Raw genomic sequence first — 20,436 nt, 5'->3', positions numbered from 1 at the left:
TGGCAGGGGAGGCGCGGCGGGCGCGGGATCAGGCGGCCGTGGAGGCGCCGGACGCGATGCCGAAGGACGGGTCCGGCACCTCCTCGGGGGAGATCAGCGTGGAGGAGCGGCCGTCCACGCCCACCGGCACGTCCCCGTCGACGGTGACACGGCGGAGCTTGCGCTCGTGGGCGTCGGAGTCGTCCACCCCGTAGTGCTGGGTGGCCCGGTTGTCCCAGATGGCCACGTCGCCCGCCTGCCACTGCCAGCGCACGGTGTTCTCCGGGCGCTCGATGTGCGACTGGAAGAGGTCCAGGAGCACACGGGAGTCCTTGCCGGTCAGCCCGGCGATCCGCTGCACGAAGTTGCCGAGCAGCAGGTTCCGCTCACCGGTCTCCGGGTGGACGCGCACCACCGGGTGCTCGGTGAGGAACTTCGTCGAGGTGAACACCTCCTTGTACTGCTTCAGCGCCTCCGGCACCGCCTGCGGGCGCAGCGCCGCGTAGTCGTAGTCGTTGGAGTGGACCGCGCGCAGCGAGTCGGCCAGCACCCGGAGCGGCTCGGGCAGCCCCTCGTAGGCGGTGGCGGTGTTGGCCCACAGCGTGTTGCCGCCGTACGGGGGGATGACGATCGCGCGCAGGATGGAGAAGGCCGGGTAGGCGGGGACGAAGGTGACGTCGGTGTGCCACTGGTTGGCCCGGCCGCCGTGGTCGGAGTCGATGCCGAGGGAGTAACGGCCGTCGGCGGACGGCACGGTGGGGTGGGCGACCGGGGTGCCGAGCAGTTTGCCGAACGCCTCGTGGCTCTCCTCGTCCAGGTGGTCCTGGCCGCGGAAGAAGACGACCTTGTTGGCGAGGAGCGCGGCGCGGATCTGCGCGACGGTCTCGGGGGAGAGGTCCCCGCCGAGCCGGACGCCGGAGATCACGGCGCCGATGCGGCCACCGACCTTCTGGACGGTGACGGCGGAGGTGTCGGCGGGGGCGGTGGTGGTCGCGAAGGACATGGCGGGTTCCTTTCGGGGGGTGCGGGGCGGGTCCGGAACTTCCGGGCGGCGGCCCACACCCTTGATTAATCTTGGAGAGAAATTAATTCGGGCGGAGATCGGCCCCCACGGGAGAACCAGGGGTGAAGCGGGGGCCGGAGAGGAGGAGACCGATGGGAGGAATCCGATGGGAGGAATCCGCTGAGGGGGACCCGGTGAAGAGGAAGCGGGTGATGCGTGGAGCGGGCCGGTGCGGCCGGAGCGGCGTGACCGGTCAGGCGGCGGTACAGCGCCGGGGACACCCGGGCGCTGTCGCGGTGCGGCCGGCGTGGGCGGGCCGCGCGTCGGAAACGGCCGTCGCGAACATGCCCCGGAGAATTCCAGCGCCCCTCCGCGTACGTCAAGCGCCCGCCCCCGCCCCGCGAGGTCCCCGGCGGTGGTTGAATCGGCGCTTGCGCACGGCCCGGCCGCTGTCCGGCGACGTACCGTCAAACCGCCTCTGAGCAGCGGTTTTCCCGGCGATACCGGACAGGTCGGCCACCTCGCCCGACACCCGGGCGGGGACCCCGGCGCGATTTCACGCCGCCGTAACGTTGCGAGCGCCCCCGTGGCGCGGAACCGAAGGAAGCCCCATGACCGCCGTCCCCCGCCTCCCCCGGACGACGACCGGACAGCCCGACCGGACCCCCGGCCGGGCTCCGGACCGCGCGGCCGATCGGAACGCCGACCGGAACGTCGGCCGGGCTTCCGGCCGGGGTTCCGGCCGGAGCGCAGACCTGACAGCAGACCGGGCCGCCGACCGGTTCTCCCGGGCCACCGGCGACGGCCGGCGCGAGGCCAATGCCGCGACCGTGCTGCGCGCGGTGCTCGACCACGGGCCCGTCGCCCGCGGATCGATCGCCCGGCTCTCCGGCCTCAGCCCCGCCGCCGTGTCCCGCCAGTGCGTCGACCTCCTCCGCCTCGGCCTCGTCCGCGAACTGCCCGAACGGGTGGAGAGCGGCGGGGTCGGACGGCCCCAGATCCCGGTGGACCTGCACACGGGGGAGGACGGCGGCCCGGTGGCGGGCGGGGTCCACATCGGGGTGCCCTGGTCGTCGTTCGGCCTGCTGGATCTACGGGGCCGGCTGCTGGCCCGCCGCACCTTCCCGCACGACGGCATCGCCCCCGGGGACCTCTCGCGCCAAGTCGTCGCCGGGCTGCGGGCCTTCCTCGCCGAGGCCACCGGGGACCGCCACCTCCTGGGGGTCGGCGCCGCGCTCGGCGGGTGGGTGGACCCCGCGCTCGGGACGGCCGTGCGCCACGACACCCTCGGCTGGCACCACCGCCCGCTCGCCGCCGAACTCTCCCGGGGCCTGGGCGGGATCGACGTACGCATCGACAACCACGCCCGCGCCATCGCCCAGTCCGAGATCCTCTTCGGCAGGCCCGCCGCCCGCCGCAGCCTGGTCCACCTCTTCATCGGCAACGTGGTCGACGCGGCCCTCGGCATCGCCGGGGTGGTCCACCAGGGGCCGGGCTCCGGCGCGGGGGACGTCGCCCACCTGCCCGTACCGGACTCCACGGTCACCTGCCCGTGCGGGCGGACCGGCTGCCTGGAGGCGACGGCCTCCAACCTGGCCGTCGCCCGGACCGCCGTACGGCGCGGGATCGTGCCCGAGGCGGATGCGTTCCTGCTGGTGGACGCGGCGGCGGCCGGGGACCGGCGGGCCGACCGGCTGCTGCGCGAGCGGGCCCGCGCGGTCGGCCGGGCGACGGCGCTGCTGCTCGACGTCCTCAACCCCGACCTGGTCGTGGTCACCGAGCACTCCAGCCTGCTCAACCCGGAGTACCTGGAGGAGATCCGGGGCGCCGCGGTCGACCTCTCGCATGTCTGCAAGGACCCGGAACGGATCGTCGGTCCGCATGCCGGAATGGCCGTGCTGCCCGTGGCGGGCGGCACCATCGCGCTGAATCCCCTGTTCAGAAGCCCTCTGGCGGCTTCCGGGCGGTAGCCGTGCGGAGGGGACAGGAGGTGATTTCGTACCAGGATCCGGACAGACCAGGTTGACCGCCCGGCGAAGCCGCTGTCATATTGCTCCCGTGAACCCGGACATGCGCCTCATCTCCCGCAGGCACGTCGACCTCTGTCGACAGGCCAGCGCGGTCTGTGCCGTCCGCCGCTGACCCGGACCACCACCCCTCCTCGTCGACGGGCTTCCTCCGCGGAGCCCTTCCGGGCCTGGTCCCGCGCTGATCCGGCGCACTGAGCGCCCCTCTTCCCGTACGCCGACGGGCGGCCCTTCGCGGTCGGCCCGCTTCCGGGACGTACGTACCTCCGCCTTCCCCGCACCACCGCGTTCCGCGCGCCGGTGACCCCTGCGGGCGCGTCTTCCTTCAATTGCTCCCGCAGCGGAACGAATAGGCGCCACCCCCTGGCACCTCGCGTCACCCCGCGCACCCCGGGCCCACCCACCGTCCCTCACTGTCACAGGCAGGCTTCGATGACCGAGCTGTACCCCTCCCCGTCTCCGTCCCCCTCCGTTCCGTCCCCCTCCGCGGGACTCGCGGGACTCTCCCGGCGCTCCACCCTGCTCGCCGGCGGCAGCGCCCTGCTGCTCGGACTGGGCCTGACGGGCTGCCGCTCGGCGGTCTCCGAGAGCGCCTCCGCTCCGCGGGAGACCGGTGCCGTACCCAAGCGGGGCGGCGTCCTCGACCTCGCCGTCAACGCCGACTTCACACCGGGCCTGCTCTTCGCGCAGAGCGGCCAGTCCCTCCAGCAGCGGCTGATCTACAACACCCTGACCCGGTACGACGACAGCCTCACCCCCGAGCCGGAGCTGGCCACCTCCTGGACCTACGCGAAGGACGGGCGCAGCATCACGCTGAAGCTGCGCGACGACGTCACCTTCCACGACGGCCGGCCCTTCACCGCCGATGACGTGATCTTCGCGGTGAAGAACCTCCAGAACCCGGTCAGGGCAGCCCAGTTGCGCAGTACGGCGGCGGCGGTCAACGGGTTCGAGAAGCGCGGGGACCACGAACTGGTGCTCAAGCTCGCCCACCCGGTCAACAATCTCTTCGACCTCTTCGAGTTCATGATCATCACGGATGAGAAGACCGTCGAGGACGCCGTCACCGGCAAGAAGCTCATCGGCACCGGACCGTTCAGGCTGAAGAAGTGGAGCCCCGGCTCCGGGCTCAGCCTGACCCGCAACGACACCTACTGGCTGCCGGACCGCCCCTACCTCGACGGGGTGGAACTGCGGGTGATACCCCAGGCCGACGCGCTGATCTCGTCCCTGCGCTCCGGCCAGTCCCAGCTCTCCTTCGGCGTCCCCGGCAAGAGCCTGGGCGTCGTCAGGAGCGACCCCAAGCTGAAGATCACCAACTACGACACCGGAGCCGGCGCCATCTACCTCGGCGTCAACACCACGATCGCCCCGCTGGACGACCGGGCCGTCCGCCAGGCCCTCGCCCGGGCCATCGACCGGGACCGGCTCCTCGCCCAGACCCTCGGCGGCTACGGCCTCGCCTCCGCCGCCCCCTGGCCCAAGTCCTCGCCCGCCTTCAGCGAGGCCCACCGCACCCACTACACCCACGACCCCGGCAAGGCGCGCGAACTGCTGCGGTCCGCCGGGCACAGCAAGCTCGAACTGCCGCTGCTGCACATCGCGCTGCCCGGCGAGACCGCCGTCGCCGAGTCCATCCAGTACGACCTCAAGCAGATCGGCGTCCACGTCACCCTGGAGCCCACCGACGGGGCCACCGCCCAGAAGAAGCTGATCTCGCAGGAGATGCCGGCCCTGTGGACCATGGGGCACGGCTTCGCCCAGGTCCAGCCCTCCACCCTCGCGGTCAGCGCCTACCCCTTCAACGAGGCCAAGAACACCTCCAAGTACCGCTCCGCCGCCTATACGAAGGTGGTCCAGGAGGCCTGGACGCGGACCGGGGCGAGCGCGGCCGAGGCCAACGCCCTGCACGAGGGGATCTCCCGCATCCTGCTCGACGAGGCGTTCATCATCGACCTCGTCGTCCGCGGCCAGGTCCAGGTCAGCTCCGACCGGCTGCACGGCGTCGCGCTCAACAAGTTCTCCTATCTCAACCTCGACCACGCCTACCTGGTCTGACATGCGCCGCTATCTGCTGAGGCGGCTGCCCTCCGCCCTCCTCGTCCTGCTCGGGGCCTCCTTCCTCGTCTTCGCCATCCTCCGGCTCGTCCCCGGCGACCCGGCCACCTCGCTGGCCGGGCCCGACGCGGACGCGGCGACCGTCGCCGCGATCCGCGAACGGCTCGGCCTGGACGCGCCGCTGCTCTCCCAGTACGCCCACTGGATCGGCTCCCTGGCCACCGGCGACCTCGGACCCTCGTACGCGATCGGCGGCCAGGTCTCCGACCTGATCGGGGACGGGCTCGGCGCCACCGCCGAACTCACCGCCGCCGCCCTGCTGTTCGTCGTCGTGCTCGGCGGCGCCTTCGGCATCCTCGGCGCCACCTCGCGCAGCGGCTGGATCCGCGGCGCGATCCGGGTGACCACGACGGCCGCCCTCGCCGTACCGCCGTTCGTCAGCGGTGTCCTGCTGGTGCTGCTGTTCGCCGTGGTCCTCGGGGTGCTGCCGCCGGGCGGGCGGGTGGCCTTCCTCGGGGCGCCCGACCTGGCCGCCCAGTATCTGCTGCTGCCCGCGCTCTGCCTCGCCCTCCCCAGCGCGGCCGTCCTCGGCCGCTACCTCAAGGACGGCATCGAACGCGCGCTGGACGAGGACTACATCCGTACCGCCACCGCCGCCGGAGTCGCACCCCGCCGGCTGCTGTGGCGCCACGCCCTGCCCAACGCCCTCCCGCCCGTCGTCACCCTGCTCGGCATGCAGACCGGCCACCTGCTCGGCGGGGCCGTGCTCGTCGAGGCGATCTTCGCCTGGCCCGGCCTCGGCCAACTCGCCGAGCAGGGCCTCAGCCGCCGCGACTACCCGGTCGTCCAGGACCTGCTGCTCCTCCTGGTCGCCGTCTTCGTCGTCGTCCAGCTGCTCACCGACCTCGTCTACGCCTGGCTCGACCCCCGGATCAGGTGGGAGTGACCGCCATGACCTCGACCCCCGACCTCGCCCCGGCCGACCCGGCGACTTCGCGGAAACCGGCGCGGACCCCTCAGCAGGGGAGCATCCGCACGGGCTCGCGGAAGACCCCCGGGAAGACCTCCCGCCACCCCTACCGCGCCGCCCTCTCCACCGCCCGCGCCCGCACCGGCCTCGTCCTCGTCGGCGCGGTCGTCCTCGCCGGGCTGCTGGCCCCGCACCTCGCCGGGCACGGGCCCACCGACCAGAGCGCCCTGAGCCTCGCGGGCGTCGGCACCCCCGGCCACCCGCTCGGCACCGACGACCTCGGCCGCGACCTGCTCAGCCGGGTGCTGTACGGCATCCGCGCCGACCTCGGGATCATCGCCGTCGCCGTACCCGTCGGCGCGGCCCTCGGCTGCCTCTTCGCCCTGGCGGCGGCCGCGCACCCGGTCCTCGACACCGTCGTCCAGCGGATCTTCGACCTCATCCTGGCGTTTCCCGGGCTGATCCTGGCCCTCGCCGTGACCGCGATCCTCGGCCCGGGCCGGCTCCCCGTCGTCCTGGTCATCGCCCTCGCGGAGATCCCCGCGTTCGGGCGGCTGCTGCGCGGCGGGATCCTCGTCCAGCGGGAACGGGAGTACGTCACCGCCGCCCGGGTCGGGGGCAGTTCGGGCCCCCGGGTGCTCGTACGGCACATCCTGCCCAACGCCGCCGACCCGCTCGTCGTCCAGATCGCCGTCTCCCTCACCGTCGCCGTCTTCATCGAGGGCGCGATGAGCTTCCTCGGCGTCGGCGTCCGGCCGCCGGAGCCCACCCTCGGCTCGGTCCTGAGCCAGTCCATGCCCTATCTCGCCCAGGCCCCGCACTTCGCGGCCGGGCCGCTGATCACCGTCACCGCGCTCGTCCTCGGGCTCTCGCTCATCGCCGAGGCGCTCAACCGGGAGGTACGCCGATGACCGCCCAGCCGCACGTCGCCCAGCCGCACGCCGTCCATCCGGCGGCCGACCGGGCCCTGCTCGAAGTCCGGGACCTGGGAGTCGAGTTCACCGCTCCCGACGGCTCCGCCCTGCGGGCCGTGCGCGGGGTCTCCTTCACCCTGCGCCGGGGCGAGACGCTCGCCGTCGTCGGTGAGTCCGGCTCGGGCAAGTCCACCACCGCCCTCGCGCTCACCCGGATGCTGCCCGGCACCGGGCGCGTCTCCACCGGCTCGGTGCTGCTGGACGGCCAGGATCTCGCCACCGCGAGCGCCGAGGAGCTGCGGGCGGTGCGCGGCGCCCGGATCGGCATGATCTTCCAGGACCCGATGACGGCCCTGAACCCGGTCCTCACCGTCGGCCGCCACCTGGACGAGGTGCTGCGGGCCCACGGGCCCCGGGACCGGCACGGCCGCCGCGACCGGGCCGCCCGCCGGGCCCGCGCCGTCGAACTCCTCGACCGGGTCGGGATCCCCGAGCCCCACCGCCGTATCGACGACCACCCGCACCAGTTCTCCGGCGGCCAGCGCCAGCGCGTCCTCATCGCCATGGCGCTCGCCGGGGAACCGGACGTCCTGCTCGCCGACGAACCGACGACCGCCCTCGACGCCACCGTCCAGGAACAGATCCTCGCCCTCCTCGCCGACCTCAACCGCGAGACGGGCACCGCCCTCGTCCTCATCACCCACAACATGGGCGTCGTCGCCCGCTCCTGCGCCCGCGTCCTCGTCATGTACGGCGGCACGGTCGTCGAGGACGGCCCGACCGCCGAAGTCCTCACCCACCCCCGCCACCCGTACACCGCCGGTCTGCTGGCCGCCGTCCCCCGCCTCTCCGCCCCCTCCGGCACCCGCCTCACCGGCATCCCCGGCTCCCCGCCCGACCTCACCCTCCTCGGGGACGGCTGCGCCTTCGCCGCCCGCTGCACCCTGGTGGAGGACCGCTGCCGTACGGGGGTGCCCCCGCTGGTGGCGCTGACCGACGGCGTACGGGCCGCCTGCCTCCCCGCCGCCGGGCGCACCGCACCCCTGCCCGCACCCGCCCCGCCCGCCCGGATCGACCGGCCCGCACCCGGGGCCGTGGTCCTGGCGGCGGACGGGCTGCGCAAGACGTACGGGCGGCGGGGCGTGCGCGGACGCGGGTTCACCGCCCTCGACGGGGTGTCGCTGACGCTGGCCGAGGGCGAGACCCTGGGCATCGTGGGGGAGTCCGGCTCCGGCAAGTCCACCCTCGCCCGGGTCCTCGCCCACGCCCACCCCTCCGACGGCGGCACGCTCCACCTGCGCGGCCAGGACATCACCCGGCCCGCCCGGCGCGAGCTGCACGCGGTGCGCCGGCAGATCCAGATGGTGTTCCAGGACCCCTACGCCTCGCTCAACCCCCGGATGACGGTCGGCCGGATCGTCGCGGAACCGCTCATCGCCTTCGGCCTGGGCGACCGGGAGGAGCGGGAGGCCCGGGTCGCGGAGCTGCTCACCCTCGCCGGGCTCGACCCGGCCGTCGCGGACCGCCACCCGAGCTCCTTCTCCGGCGGTCAGCGCCAGCGCATCGGGATCGCCCGCGCACTGGCCCCCGGCCCGTCCGTCCTCATCTGCGACGAACCCGTCTCCGCGCTCGACGTCTCCGTCCAGGCCCAGATCGTCGGCCTGCTCACCGACCTCCAGCGCGATCTCGGCCTGGCCCTGGTCTTCATCGCCCACGACCTCGCCGTCGTCCGGCAGGTCAGCCACCGCATCGCGGTCATGCACCGGGGCCGGATCGTGGAGACCGGCAGCGCCGACGACGTCTGCGAGCACCCCCGGGACCCGTACACCCGGGCCCTGCTGGCTGCGGCACCGGAGCCCGTACCCGTGACCCCCGTACTCCGGAAGGCCGGGGTGCCGGTATGAGCGCGTGCTGCACCCCGGGACGCGCCTGTACGGGAGGAGCGTCCGCGGCCGTCCTGCCGCTTCCGGCGGTACGCCGGCCGGCCACCATCGAAGCCGGGCGGATGACCGAACTCCCCGGCGGCACCTTCCGGATGGGCGACGCCTTCGGCGAGGGCTACCGCGCCGACCGGGAGGGGCCGGTACGGGATGTCACCGTGGCGCCCTTCGCCATCGACACCACCGCCGTCACCAACGCCGCATGGGCCGCCTTCGCGGAGGCCACCGGCTACCGCACCGACGCCGAACGGTACGGCAGCAGCTACGTCTTCCACCTGCTGCTCCACCCCGAGGCCGCCGGGCGCCATGTCATCGGCCGGGTGCCCGGCGCGCCCTGGTGGCTCGGCGTCACCGGGGCGTCCTGGGCCGCACCGGAAGGGCCGGGCTCCGACCTCGCGGACCGGGCGGACCACCCGGTCGTCCACATCTCGCACGGTGACGCCCTCGCCTACTGCGACTGGACCGGCACCCGGCTGCCCACCGAGGCCGAGTGGGAGTACGCGGCCCGCGGCGGCCTGGACGGCGCCCGCTACCCGTGGGGCGACGAACTCACCCCCGGCGGACGGGAGATGTGCAACACCTGGCTCGGCCGCTTCCCGCACCGCTCGGACCGGCCCGGCGGCCATACGGGCACCGTCCCCGTGACCGCGTACGAACCCAACGGCTACGGGCTCCACAACACCTCCGGCAACGTCTGGGAGTGGTGCGCCGACGCCTTCGGGCCCGGTGAGCGGGTCATCCGGGGCGGCTCCTACCTCTGCCACGCCTCGTACTGCAACCGCTACCGGGTCGCCGCCCGCTCCCGCAACACCCCCGACTCCTCGACCGGCCACGGCGGCTTCCGCCGCGCCCGCGACCTGACACCACCCGGCACGACGGAAGAGGGGGCCACCGCGTGACGGCCCGTTCCACCGGGGGCACGACCGGCCCCCGTACCCCGCTCGCGGAACTCCCGGCCCGACCGGCCGCGGCCGACACCGTCCGCCGGACCGTCCCCCGCCTGCCCGCCACCGAGCCGCTGACCGTCCGCGGCGGCCCCGCCCTCCTGCGGACCGCCGCCCTCACCGGCCACCCGGGGCGGGGCCGGTCCGCCGCCGTCGCCGACGAACCGGCCCGCCTCCTCCCGCTGCCCGACCACCACCGCCCCCGCCACGACGGAGAGTCCCGCCGATGACCACCGACCCCACCCGCCGCGACCCCTACGCCGGCTTCCCCGGCCGGATCGGCCGCACCTTCGCCGAGTCCGAGCCCTCCTGGCCGCCGCGCCCCGCACCCGGCGAGAAGGCCCCCAACATCGTGGTCGTCCTCGTCGACGACATGGGGTACAGCGACATCGGCCCGTTCGGCTCCGAGATCGCCACGCCGACGCTCGACACCCTGGCCGAGGAGGGCGTCCGGCTCTCCAACTACCACACGATGCCGCTCTGCTCCCCGGCCCGCGCCGCCCTGCTCACCGGCCTCAACCCGCACCGCGTCGGCTACTCGATGGTCGCCAACTCCGATCCCGGCTTCCCCGGTTACGGCATGGAGATAGCCGACGACATCCCCACCCTGGCCGAACTGCTCCACGACACCGGCTACGCCACCTACGCGGTCGGCAAGTGGCACCTGGTCCGCGACTCCGCCTCCAACGCGGCCGACGACCGGGGGAACTGGCCCCTGAACAAGGGCTTCGACCAGTACTACGGCGTCCTCGAAGGGCTCACCAGCCTCTTCCACCCGCACCAACTGGTCCGCGACAACAGCCCGCTGGACATCGACGAGTTCCCGGACGACTACTACTACACCGACGACATCACCGACCAGGCGATCTCCATGGTGAAGTCGCTCCGCGCCCACGACCCCGACAAGCCGTTCTTCCTCTACCTCGCCCACAACGCCGTCCACGGCCCGCTCCAGGCCAAGCCCGAGGACATCGCCCGCCACCGGGGCCGCTACGACGAGGGCTGGGACGTCCTGCGGGAACGCCGCTTCGCCGCCCAGCTCGCCGCGGGCCTTCTCCCGCCCGGCACCGAACTGCCCGACCGCAACAGCGAGGCCGGACTCGACGTCCCCGCCTGGGACAGCCTCGACCAGGAGCAACAGAGGCTCTACGCCCGCTACATGGAGGTGTACGCGGCGCTCGTCGACAACATCGACCAGAACCTGGCCCGGCTCACCGGCACCCTCGAAGCGCTCGGCGAACTCGACAACACCATCATCGTCTTCACCTCCGACAACGGCGGCACCGGCGAAGGCGGCCTCGAAGGCACCCGCTCCTACTTCAGCCGCTTCGTCCACCACCCCGCCCTCCCCGGCGACTGGACCCCGGATGTCGACCGCGACCCCGGACTCATCGGCGGCCCGCGCAGCCTGGTCCACTACCCGCGCGGCTGGGGCATGGCCTCCAACACCCCCTTCCGGCTCTACAAGGGCCACACGTACGCCGGCGGAGTCCGCGTCCCCTTCGTCCTCTCCTGGCCCCGGGGCGCCCGCGAGGGCCTGCTCGCTCCGGGCGTCCGGGCCCAGTACCAGTACGTCACCGACATCGCGCCCACCCTCCTGGGCCTGGCCGGTCTGGAGCGCCCCGCCGAGCGGCGCGGGACCACCCTCCAGGAACCGGACGGCATCAGCTTCACCCCCGTCCTGGCCGACCCGGACCACGCCTCCACCCACCCCGAGCAGTACTGCGAGATGACCGGCAACCGCAGCTACTACCGCGACGGCCACAAACTCGTCACCCTGCACCGCCCCGGCACCCCCTACGACGACTCCGAGTGGGCGCTCCACGACATCCGCACCGACCCCACCGAGATCCACGACCTGGCCGGCGAACGCCCGGACCTGGTCAAGGAGTTGTCCGAGGCCTGGGAGGCGGCCGCCTGGCGCAACGGGGTCTTCCCGCTCCCCGACGGCACCGGCGCCCTCGCCCGCCGCAACCCCGCCGAACAGCGCCTCGCCCGCCCCCTCACCCTGCTGCCCGGCACCCCGGAGCTGGAGCGCTACCGCTCCTCACGGCTGGTCTCCCTGCGCTCCTTCGAGATCACCGTCGTCGTCGACGAGACGGGGGAGGGGGTGCTCGTCTCCCACGGCGACCAGGGCGGCGGCTACAGCCTGTACGTCGAGGACGGGCGGCTCCACCTCGCGTACAACGAGTACGGCGTCCTCCACGAGACCGACGCCGGACCGCTCGCCCCGGGCCCCCACGTCATCGCCCTCGCCGCCACGGCCGAGAAGGGGCTGCGCTGGTCGTTCACGGTCAGCGTCGACGGCGAGGTGCGGGCCGCCCCGCCCAGCGTCCACCAGCTCATCGGCATGGCCCCGTTCCAGGGGATCAGCGTCGGCGTCGACCGCAAGTCCCCGGTCTCCTGGCCCCTGTTCGAACGCCACCGCTCGTTCCGTTACGGCGGCATCCTGCGCTCGGTCACCTACACCCCCGGCGCACCCGGCCCCGACGCCCCGGAAGCGGTCGCCGCGGCGCTCAAGCAGGCGGCAGCGGCCTTCGAGTGAGCCGGCTCGAAGGAACCGGGCCCGGTGGTGGACTCCCGTGTCGTGCCAGGAGGGCGGTGATCCCGGCGCGGACGAACTCCCGGGCCTGTTCGGCGCGCCGGGCCCGCCGGCCGGCAGAAGCGGACGGGTTCTTCAGGAGGTTCGTCCCGTATCTGCGTCGGCGGATGTCATCCACGACGGCTGCCGGTGCTCCCATGGAGCACAGTTCGTCGAGAGCTTGCCGTTTGGTGATCAACCGGCCGTCGCGGAGGGTCACCGACGCCCTCGCGAAGGTCAGCATCCCCAGATCCACCCAGATGTCCTGGAGCCATAGCCCCGCTTTGGCGCTGCTGGTCACCGGCAGCCAGTAGTCCTCCAGCTCGGCCCGGATGAACTCCGCCAGCTCCCGGTCGCTGACCCTGGGCAGCAGGCCGGCCGGCGGCGGTCCGTGGAGGACGACTGCCCCCATGGACAGTTCGCGCCGGCTCACCGGGGTGACGGGACGCTCGAACCACTCGCCCTGAGCCCAGGTCGGATGGCGCCGAGCCGTATCGGTCGCGTCTCCCCGGGGCACATAGGTGCAGTGCAGGCTCCGGGCAAGGGGGACGTCGGCGATCAGACGTTCATGCACGGCTCGCAGCTCCGCCTGCTGAGCGCCATCGAGCTCCGTACCGACCAGGGCCACCAGATCGAGATCACTGCGGCCCGACTGGTAGTCCCCCAGAGCCAGCGATCCGTGCGCCCAGAGAGCGACCAGGGGCACCGCGGCTCCGGCATCGGACATGAAGCGTGCGAGCAGGGGCTTCACAGCGGTGGGAAGGTCGCGCATGGAGGTCGTCCTCGTGCGGAAGTGGTCAAGGGCGGCGGACGACGCGAGCAGGCGTTCCCGGCGGCCCGATCGACCGCCGGACGCCGTGGGCACGCCCCGGTCGTCTGCGTCGACGACGACCGGGACGGCGCGGAACACGGAGAGGGGAACTGTTCGTCCGCAGGGCCTCAGCCCACGTAAGCCCCGCTCGCCGTCAGCCGCAGGGCCGTGTCGATCAGCGGCACATGGCTGAACGCCTGCGGGAAGTTGCCCACCTGGCGCTGGAGATTGGAGTCCCACTCCTCGGCCAGCAGGCCCAGGTCGTTGCGGAGCGACAGCAGCTTCTCGAAGAGCCGGCGCGCCTCGTCGACCCGGCCGATCATCGCCAGGTCGTCCGCCATCCAGAACGAGCAGGCCAGGAACGCGCCCTCGTCGCCCTCCAGGCCGTCGACGCCCGCCTCCGCGCCCTCGGTGGGGTAGCGCAGGATGAAGCCGTCCTCAGTGGACAGCTCCCGCTGGATCGCCTCGATGGTGCCGATGACCCGCTTGTCGTCCGGCGGCAGGAAGCCCATCTGCGGGATGAGGAGGAGGGAGGCGTCCAGCTCCTTGGAGCCGTAGGACTGGGTGAAGGTGTTGCGTTCCTTGTCGTAGCCGCGCTCGCAGACGTCCCGGTGGATGTCGTCGCGCAGCTCGTACCACCGCTCCAGCGGGCCGTCGGCGTCCCCGGCCTCGATCAGCTTGATCGTGCGGTCGACGGCCACCCACGCCATCACCTTGGAGTGGACGAAGTGGCGCCGGGGGCCGCGCACCTCCCAGATGCCCTCGTCGGGCTCCTCCCAGTGCTTCTCCAGATACTCGATCAGGCGGAGCTGGAGGCCCATCGCGTAGTCGTTGCGGGTCAGGCCGGTCATGTGCGCCAGGTGGAGTGCCTCGGTGACCTCGCCGTAGACGTCCAGCTGGAGCTGGTTGGCGGCGCCGTTGCCGACCCGGACCGGGGCGGAGTTCTCGTAACCGGGCAGCCAGTCCAGCTCCGCCTCGCCCAGCTCCCGCTCGCCGGCGATGCCGTACATGATCTGCAGGTTCTCCGGGTCGCCCGCGACCGCCCGCAGCAGCCACTCGCGCCACGCCCGTGCCTCTTCCCGGTAGCCGGTGCGCAGCAGGGAGGAGAGGGTGATGGCGGCGTCCCGCAGCCAGGTGTAGCGGTAGTCCCAGTTCCGTACGCCCCCGATCTCCTCGGGGAGCGAGGTGGTCGGCGCGGCGACGATGCCGCCGGTGGGGGCGTAGGTCAGGGCCTTGAGGGTGATGAGGGAGCGGACGACCGCCTCCCGGTAGGGCCCGTGGTACGTACACTGGTCGACCCATTCGCGCCAGAACAGCTCCGTGGCCTCCAGCGACCCCTCCGGGTCGGGGAGGGCGGGCGGCTCACGGTGGGAGGGCTGCCAGCTGATGGTGAACGCCACCCGGTCGCCGGGGCCGACGGTGAAGTCGGAGTAGGTGGTGAGGTTCTCGCCGTAGGTGTCGGCCTGGGTGTCCAGCCAGACGGAGTCCGGCCCGGCTACGGCGACCGTACGGCCGTCCACCTTGTGCACCCACGGCGTCACCCGGCCGTAGCTGAACCGCATCCGCAGCTCCGAGCGCATCGGCACCCGGCCGCTGACGCCCTCCACGATCCGGATGAGCTGCGGGGCGCCGTCACGCGGCGGCATGAAATCGGTCACCCGCACGGTGCCGCGCGGCGTGTCCCACTCCGATTCCAGGATCAGCGAGTCACCGCGGTAGCGGCGCCGGTCCGCCGGGGGCGCTTCGGTCCCCTCGGCCCGCGCCGGACTCAGCCGCCAGAAGCCGTGTTCCTCGGTGCCCAGCAGTCCCGCGAAGACGGCGTGCGAATCGAAGCGGGGCAGGCACAGCCAGTCCGCCGTGCCGTCCCGGCAGACCAGGGCAGCGGTCTGCATGTCTCCGATGAGTGCGTAATCCTCGATGCGCCCGGCCACGTGCGTCTCCAGTCGAACGGCCATGTCGCCCCCGTCGGGGGCGCTTACTGGGGGAGGGTCTAAGGGGTCGTAGTGCAACAGACGGTCCCGTACCGGTTGAGCGGGGCTGGGTGTGCCGCCGGCCGGCCGTCTCGGCAGCGAATGTCCGAGCAGGATACGACGCGGTACGAAGATCCGCGCGACGGTCTTGACAACATTTCTGCGCTGATCGGGTGGGGCGTGAAACGACTGGGGTGATGCTGTGACGCCCCTGTGCAGGGTGTGGCCGGAAGCAGCCTCCCCCTGTCGCTGTTACCCTGGTAGCCCGTGGACCGGTGGTCGTATCCGACAGCGGACGAGGCCCCCGAACCGCAGCGACGGCACCCCGGAATCCCCGGTTCGGCGGCCGGTACGCACCTCACAACCGCGACCACGGGAGCCCCCTTTGGCTATGCAGCCCACATCCACGACGACCAAGCACATCTTCGTCACCGGGGGTGTCGCCTCCTCCCTCGGCAAGGGTCTGACTGCCTCCAGCCTGGGTGCCCTGCTCAAGGCGCGTGGCCTGCGGGTCACCATGCAGAAGCTCGACCCATACCTCAACGTCGACCCCGGCACGATGAACCCCTTCCAGCACGGCGAGGTGTTCGTCACCAACGACGGGGCCGAGACCGACCTGGACATCGGCCACTACGAGCGCTTCCTCGACGTCGACCTCGACGGCTCCGCCAACGTCACCACCGGCCAGGTCTACTCGCAGGTCATCGCCAAGGAGCGGCGCGGCGAGTACCTGGGCGACACCGTCCAGGTCATCCCGCACATCACCAACGAGATCAAGCACCGCATCCGCCGCATGGCCACCGACGACGTGGACGTCGTCATCACCGAGGTCGGCGGCACGGTCGGTGACATCGAGTCGCTGCCGTTCCTGGAGACCGTCCGCCAGGTCCGCCACGAGGTCGGGCGGGACAACGTCTTCGTCGTGCACATCTCGCTGCTGCCCTACATCGGCCCCTCGGGCGAGCTGAAGACCAAGCCGACCCAGCACTCGGTCGCCGCCCTGCGCAACATCGGTATTCAGCCGGATGCGATCGTGCTCCGCGCCGACCGCGAGGTCCCCACCTCCATCAAGCGCAAGATCTCGCTGATGTGCGACGTGGACGAGGCCGCGGTGGTCGCCGCGATCGACGCCAAGTCGATCTACGACATTCCCAAGGTGCTGCACACCGAGGGCCTGGACGCCTATGTCGTCCGCAAGCTCGACCTGCCCTTCCGGGACGTCGACTGGACCACCTGGGACGACCTGCTGGACCGGGTCCACAACCCCGACCACGAGGTCACGGTCGCCCTGGTCGGCAAGTACATCGACCTGCCCGACGCCTACCTCTCGGTCACCGAGGCCATCCGCGCCGGCGGCTTCGCCAACAAGGCCCGGGTCAAGGTCAAGTGGGTCACCTCCGACGACTGCCGCACCGCCGCCGGTGCCGCCGAGCACCTGGGCGACGTGGACGGCATCCTCATCCCCGGCGGCTTCGGCGAGCGCGGGGTCGACGGCAAGGTCGGCGCCATCCGCTTCGCCCGCGAGAACAAGGTCCCGCTGCTCGGCCTCTGCCTCGGCCTCCAGTGCATCGTGATCGAGGCCGCGCGGAACCTGGCCGAGATCCCCGACGCCAACTCCACCGAGTTCGACGCGGCCACCGCCCACCCGGTCATCTCGACCATGGAGGAGCAGCTCGCCTACGTCGAGGGCGCGGGCGACCTGGGCGGCACCATGCGGCTCGGCCTCTACCCGGCCAAGCTCGCCGAGGGCTCCGTGGTGCGCGAGGCGTACGCCGGTGAGCCGTACGTCGAGGAGCGCCACCGCCACCGCTACGAGGTCAACAACGCCTACCGCGGCGAGCTGGAGAAGAAGGCCGGACTGGTCTTCTCCGGCACCTCCCCGGACAACAAGCTCGTGGAGTACGTGGAGTACCCGCGCGAGGTCCACCCCTACCTGGTCGCCACCCAGGCCCACCCGGAGCTGCGCTCCCGCCCGACCCGCCCCCACCCGCTCTTCGCGGGCCTGGTGAAGGCGGCCGTCGAGCGCAAGGTCGGTGCGGGCGAGTAACACCGAGGCATTACGGTTGACCGGGGTACGGGTCCCGCTCGTGGGACCCGTACCCCGGTTTCTCGTTTCGGTACAGGGCACGTGGGAGGACGCACATGGGGATCCAGGACACGCCCGAGGAGTGGCAGGTCACGGCGACCGTCACCCCCTTCACGGGCAACAAGACCAGCGTCCGCACCGACCAGGTGGTGATGCCGGACGGTTCCGTCCACGGCCGCGACTACCAGGTCCACCCCGGCTCCGTCGCCGTCCTCGCGATCGACGAGGACGACCAGGTCATCGTCGTACGCCAGTACCGCCACCCGGTCCGCCAGCGGCTCTGGGAGATCCCCGCCGGGCTGCTGGACGTCCCCGGCGAGAACCCGCTGCACGCCGCCCAGCGCGAGCTGTACGAGGAGGCACACGTCAAGGCCGAGGAGTGGCGGGTGCTGACCGACGTCTACACCACGCCCGGCGGCTGCGACGAGGCCGTACGGATCTTCCTCGCCCGGGGCCTCTCCGATGTGGAGGGCGAGCGGTTCGAGGTCTCCGAGGAGGAGGCCGACATGGAGCAGGCCCGGATCCCGCTGCCCGAGCTGGTCCGCTCGGTGATCGCGGGCGACCTGCACAACAACTGCCTGGTCGTCGGGGTGCTCGCGCTCACCGCCGCCCGCGCGGGCGACGGCGTCGACTCGCTCCGCCCGGCCGACGCGCCCTGGCCGGCCCGCCCGTTCGAGGCCTGACGGACCGTCGGCCCCGCTCCCGGCCCATCGGCCGGAGGTGGCCGGATGCAGTCGGACAATCAGAAGAGATGCTGATCCGATCGAGGGATGTTTGCCCCGTGGTCGGCGCCGCTCGGCAGTGATCCACACCGCCGCTGAACTACGCTCGAAAGGCCCCGACCGGAGCTCCGGCGGGGCACCGCGTGCAGCGAAGTGGAGCGTGGCCCGTGACCGATCAGGCGGTGGACACCAGCGGCCCGGCCGAAGCTGCGGGGACCCAGGAGCCGCCCGGCGCCGCCCCGCCCCGATTCTTCGGCCGGGAACGGGAGTTGAAGGCCCTGAGGGCCGACATCGAACGCGTCGGCCTGGACACCCTGGCCGGCCGCAAGGCGCCCCGCGCCCGGGTGCTCCTCATCGCCGGCCGCCCCGGCTCCGGCCGCAGCGCCCTCGCGGCCGAACTCGCGGGCGCCCTCACGGGAACGGGGGCGGGCCCCGCCGACGCCTCCGGGCCCGCGACCGGAACGGGCGCGCTGCCGTGGGCCGTTGCCGGTACGGGCTGCGGCGACTACCCGGACGGGGTGCTCCGGGTCGGCCTCACCGAACCCGGCGGCGACCCCGTCCCCACCGAACGCACCGCGGCCGAGATCCTCGGACTGCTCGGGCTCGCCGTCCCGCCCGGCGCCGACCAGGACGAGCTGTCCGAGATGGTCCGCGAGGCCCTCGCCGTACGCCGTCTCGTCCTGCTGCTCGACGACGCGGCCGACGCCGAACAGGTCGACCCGCTGCTCCCGGAGAACCCGGACTGCCTGGTCGTCGCCACCGCCACCGGCCCGCTCACCGGCATCCCCGACGTCCGGCCCTGCACCCTCGGCGGCCTTGAGGCGGGCGCCGCCGTCCGGTTGCTGGCGCGCGCCATCGGCCAGGTCCGCATCACCGTCGACCCGCGCACCGCCGAGACCCTGGCCGAGGAGTGCGGGGGGCAGCCCGCCGCTCTCACCCTGATCGGCGGCTGGCTGGCCACCCGCCCGATGGCCTCCGTCGCGGACGTCACCAAGCAGCTCCACGACCTCCCGGACTCCGGAGACCCCCAGCCCGCCGGCGCGCGCCCGCTGGCCCGCGCCTTCCGCCTGGTCCACGACGCGCTGCCGCAGGCCGCCGCCCGGATACTGCGGCTGCTCGCCCTCGCGCCCGCCGGACTCGCCGACGCCCACACGGCCTCCGCGCTGGCCGGCTGCTCGGTCTCGGCCGCCGAGAAGACCCTGGACGACTTCGTGAAGCTCGGGCTGCTGCGCACGGACGGCGCCGCCCACCCCCAGTACGGCATCCCCGGCTGCCTCGCCCCGATGCTGCGGGCCCTGCTGGAGGAGCGCGACCGCCCCGCCGAGATCCAGCTCGCCCGCGCCAGGATGCTGGAGCGGACCGTACGGAGGCTCCAGGCCTGCCGGGCGGTCACCGAACCGGAGGGCACCACCGCCCACCGCAGGCTGGCGGGCCTGCCCCGCTCCCTGCGCTTCCCCAACGCCGAGGAGGCGGGCGTCTGGCTGCGGCTGCGCCAGCCCGCCCTGCTGGCCTCCGCCCGGCTCGCCGTGGCCGACGGTGAGCTGGACACCCTGGCCCGCCGCCTGATCGCCGCCCTGGTCCGGGCGCTCGCCGCACACCGGGGCACCGAGGCCGCCGCCCCCGAGCTGTACGGGCTGCACGGCCTGGTCCTGGACGTGGCCGAGCGCCGCGACCTGCCCCGCGAGCAGGCGGCGGCCCTGCTGAACCTGGCGGACCTGGACGCCCGGACCGGCCGCCCCCGTGACGCCCTGACCCGCTACCGGGCCGCCCTGGACGCCGGACGGGCCGCCGGTGACCTGTACGCGACGGGCCGCGCGATGGAATCCGTAGGCAGTACGTACGCCGAGCTGGGCGACTTCCACCGGGCCTCCGACTGGTACGGCCGGGCCCTCGCCCAGCGGCTCACCCAGGGCGAGCGGGCCGACGAGGCGCGGCTCTACGGGCGGCTCGGGGCCGTCCACAGCTACGCGGGGCGCTACGGCGAGGCGCTGCGGAACTGGCGGGCCGCCGCCGCGGGCCACCGCCGGCTCGGCGACCTGCCGGCCCAGGCGCGGGCGCTCAGCGAGGCGGCCCGGGTCCAGGAGTACGCGGGGCGGCCCCACGAGGCGCTGCAGACCTGCCGGGAGGCGGCCGAGCTGGCCCGTCACGCCGATGACGTGCGGCTTCAGGCGGCGCTCCAGCTCCGGCTGGCCGACACCCTGGACCGGCTCGGTGATCCGGCGGCGGCCCGGCTGCACCGGTCCGCCGCTGACAGATTGCTGGGAGAGGAGGGTTCTGCCTACGAAATCCGCAGTGCTTCGGTGGAAAATTAAGGCTTTGTAAGGCTAGACAGCGCGAAGTCCTTCATTAGACTGGCTCTGCCGCGTTACTCCGTGGCGTCTCCATTTATGATGTACCTATCCGGTATGCACCGCTGTGTCCGGATTACCCT

General features: G+C 73.0%; 15 protein-coding genes. 12 read left to right on the top strand and 3 right to left on the bottom strand.

The window, feature by feature from the left end; all coding sequences use genetic code 11:
* Positions 1 to 28: 28 nt before the first annotated feature.
* Positions 29 to 982 (bottom strand): TauD/TfdA dioxygenase family protein, encoded by a 954-nt coding sequence (locus ACQ9ZG_RS05695; RefSeq protein WP_109917110.1) that lies wholly within the window; start codon positions 980 to 982, stop codon positions 29 to 31.
* 611 nt (positions 983 to 1,593) lie between these two features.
* On the opposite strand from ACQ9ZG_RS05695, the gene ACQ9ZG_RS05690 reads away from it, so the two are divergent.
* From ACQ9ZG_RS05690 to ACQ9ZG_RS05650, 9 genes are all read left to right on the top strand, one after another.
* Positions 1,594 to 2,952: an ROK family protein gene (locus tag ACQ9ZG_RS05690; protein WP_499280046.1), complete on the top strand. Its 1,359-nt coding sequence runs from the start codon at positions 1,594 to 1,596 to the stop codon at positions 2,950 to 2,952.
* A gap of 100 nt (positions 2,953 to 3,052) precedes the next feature.
* On the top strand, positions 3,053 to 3,124 hold the full coding sequence (locus ACQ9ZG_RS05685; RefSeq protein WP_313960202.1) for a putative leader peptide: 72 nt from the start codon (positions 3,053 to 3,055) through the stop codon (positions 3,122 to 3,124).
* A gap of 317 nt (positions 3,125 to 3,441) precedes the next feature.
* Positions 3,442 to 5,067 carry an ABC transporter substrate-binding protein gene (locus ACQ9ZG_RS05680; RefSeq protein ID WP_181398358.1) on the top strand — a complete coding sequence of 542 codons (1,626 nt, stop codon included), beginning with the start codon at positions 3,442 to 3,444 and terminating at the stop codon, positions 5,065 to 5,067.
* Between the two features lies 1 nt (position 5,068).
* Positions 5,069 to 6,013, top strand: a complete 945-nt coding sequence (locus tag ACQ9ZG_RS05675; protein ID WP_028419867.1) for an ABC transporter permease — start codon at positions 5,069 to 5,071, stop codon at positions 6,011 to 6,013.
* Positions 6,014 to 6,018: 5 nt separating this feature from the next.
* Positions 6,019 to 6,948 (top strand): ABC transporter permease, encoded by a 930-nt coding sequence (locus ACQ9ZG_RS05670; protein WP_499280045.1) that lies wholly within the window; start codon positions 6,019 to 6,021, stop codon positions 6,946 to 6,948.
* On the top strand, positions 6,945 to 8,855 hold the full coding sequence (locus ACQ9ZG_RS05665; RefSeq protein WP_499280043.1) for a dipeptide ABC transporter ATP-binding protein: 1,911 nt from the start codon (positions 6,945 to 6,947) through the stop codon (positions 8,853 to 8,855). The genes ACQ9ZG_RS05670 and ACQ9ZG_RS05665 overlap by 4 nt, the downstream gene beginning before the upstream one ends.
* Positions 8,852 to 9,790: a formylglycine-generating enzyme family protein gene (locus ACQ9ZG_RS05660; protein WP_499280041.1), complete on the top strand. Its 939-nt coding sequence runs from the start codon at positions 8,852 to 8,854 to the stop codon at positions 9,788 to 9,790. Before ACQ9ZG_RS05665 ends, ACQ9ZG_RS05660 begins: the two co-directional genes overlap by 4 nt.
* Positions 9,787 to 10,065, top strand: coding sequence for a hypothetical protein (locus ACQ9ZG_RS05655; RefSeq protein ID WP_499280039.1), 279 nt, complete (start codon positions 9,787 to 9,789; stop codon positions 10,063 to 10,065). The genes ACQ9ZG_RS05660 and ACQ9ZG_RS05655 overlap by 4 nt, the downstream gene beginning before the upstream one ends.
* Entirely contained in the window at positions 10,062 to 12,380 is a 2,319-nt protein-coding gene (locus ACQ9ZG_RS05650) for an arylsulfatase (RefSeq protein ID WP_499280038.1), read from the top strand. Before ACQ9ZG_RS05655 ends, ACQ9ZG_RS05650 begins: the two co-directional genes overlap by 4 nt.
* Here the strand turns inward: ACQ9ZG_RS05650 and ACQ9ZG_RS05645 are convergent.
* Together ACQ9ZG_RS05645 and ACQ9ZG_RS05640 are read right to left on the bottom strand one after the other, a co-directional pair.
* Complete coding sequence (locus tag ACQ9ZG_RS05645) at positions 12,352 to 13,326, bottom strand: hypothetical protein (RefSeq protein ID WP_499280037.1); 975 nt, start codon at positions 13,324 to 13,326, stop codon at positions 12,352 to 12,354. The two genes, ACQ9ZG_RS05650 and ACQ9ZG_RS05645, sit on opposite strands and share 29 nt — an antisense overlap.
* A gap of 29 nt (positions 13,327 to 13,355) precedes the next feature.
* Entirely contained in the window at positions 13,356 to 15,158 is a 1,803-nt protein-coding gene (locus ACQ9ZG_RS05640) for a glycoside hydrolase family 15 protein (RefSeq protein WP_109914846.1), read from the bottom strand.
* 430 nt (positions 15,159 to 15,588) lie between these two features.
* Here ACQ9ZG_RS05640 and pyrG point away from each other — a divergent pair, with 430 nt between their 5' ends.
* From pyrG to ACQ9ZG_RS05625, 3 genes are all read left to right on the top strand, one after another.
* Positions 15,589 to 17,244 carry a CTP synthase gene (gene pyrG, locus ACQ9ZG_RS05635; protein ID WP_028419875.1) on the top strand — a complete coding sequence of 552 codons (1,656 nt, stop codon included), beginning with the start codon at positions 15,589 to 15,591 and terminating at the stop codon, positions 17,242 to 17,244.
* A 95-nt stretch (positions 17,245 to 17,339) separates the two neighbouring features.
* On the top strand, positions 17,340 to 17,966 hold the full coding sequence (locus ACQ9ZG_RS05630) for an NUDIX domain-containing protein (RefSeq protein WP_028419876.1): 627 nt from the start codon (positions 17,340 to 17,342) through the stop codon (positions 17,964 to 17,966).
* Between the two features lie 206 nt (positions 17,967 to 18,172).
* Complete coding sequence (locus ACQ9ZG_RS05625; RefSeq protein ID WP_499280034.1) at positions 18,173 to 20,317, top strand: tetratricopeptide repeat protein; 2,145 nt, start codon at positions 18,173 to 18,175, stop codon at positions 20,315 to 20,317.
* Positions 20,318 to 20,436 lie beyond the last annotated feature (119 nt).

The sequence above is a fragment of the Streptomyces araujoniae genome (genome assembly GCF_050871195.1).
GTDB lineage: Bacteria > Actinomycetota > Actinomycetes > Streptomycetales > Streptomycetaceae > Streptomyces > Streptomyces bacillaris.
Note: the sequence above shows the minus strand (reverse complement) of the source record. Positions and strands in the feature narration are given on the sequence as shown.

What these genes read in the sequence shown, in the direction of transcription:
- ACQ9ZG_RS05695 (WP_109917110.1), bottom strand. Translation starts at nt 982, where the DNA reads ATGTCCTTCGCGACCACCACCGCCCCCGCCGACACCTCCGCCGTCACC.
- ACQ9ZG_RS05690 (WP_499280046.1), top strand. Translation starts at nt 1,594, where the DNA reads ATGACCGCCGTCCCCCGCCTCCCCCGGACGACGACCGGACAGCCCGAC.
- ACQ9ZG_RS05680 (WP_181398358.1), top strand. Translation starts at nt 3,442, where the DNA reads ATGACCGAGCTGTACCCCTCCCCGTCTCCGTCCCCCTCCGTTCCGTCC.
- ACQ9ZG_RS05675 (WP_028419867.1), top strand. Translation starts at nt 5,069, where the DNA reads ATGCGCCGCTATCTGCTGAGGCGGCTGCCCTCCGCCCTCCTCGTCCTG.
- ACQ9ZG_RS05670 (WP_499280045.1), top strand. Translation starts at nt 6,019, where the DNA reads ATGACCTCGACCCCCGACCTCGCCCCGGCCGACCCGGCGACTTCGCGG.
- ACQ9ZG_RS05665 (WP_499280043.1), top strand. Translation starts at nt 6,945, where the DNA reads ATGACCGCCCAGCCGCACGTCGCCCAGCCGCACGCCGTCCATCCGGCG.
- ACQ9ZG_RS05660 (WP_499280041.1), top strand. Translation starts at nt 8,852, where the DNA reads ATGAGCGCGTGCTGCACCCCGGGACGCGCCTGTACGGGAGGAGCGTCC.
- ACQ9ZG_RS05650 (WP_499280038.1), top strand. Translation starts at nt 10,062, where the DNA reads ATGACCACCGACCCCACCCGCCGCGACCCCTACGCCGGCTTCCCCGGC.
- pyrG (WP_028419875.1), top strand. Translation starts at nt 15,589, where the DNA reads ATGCAGCCCACATCCACGACGACCAAGCACATCTTCGTCACCGGGGGT.
- ACQ9ZG_RS05630 (WP_028419876.1), top strand. Translation starts at nt 17,340, where the DNA reads ATGGGGATCCAGGACACGCCCGAGGAGTGGCAGGTCACGGCGACCGTC.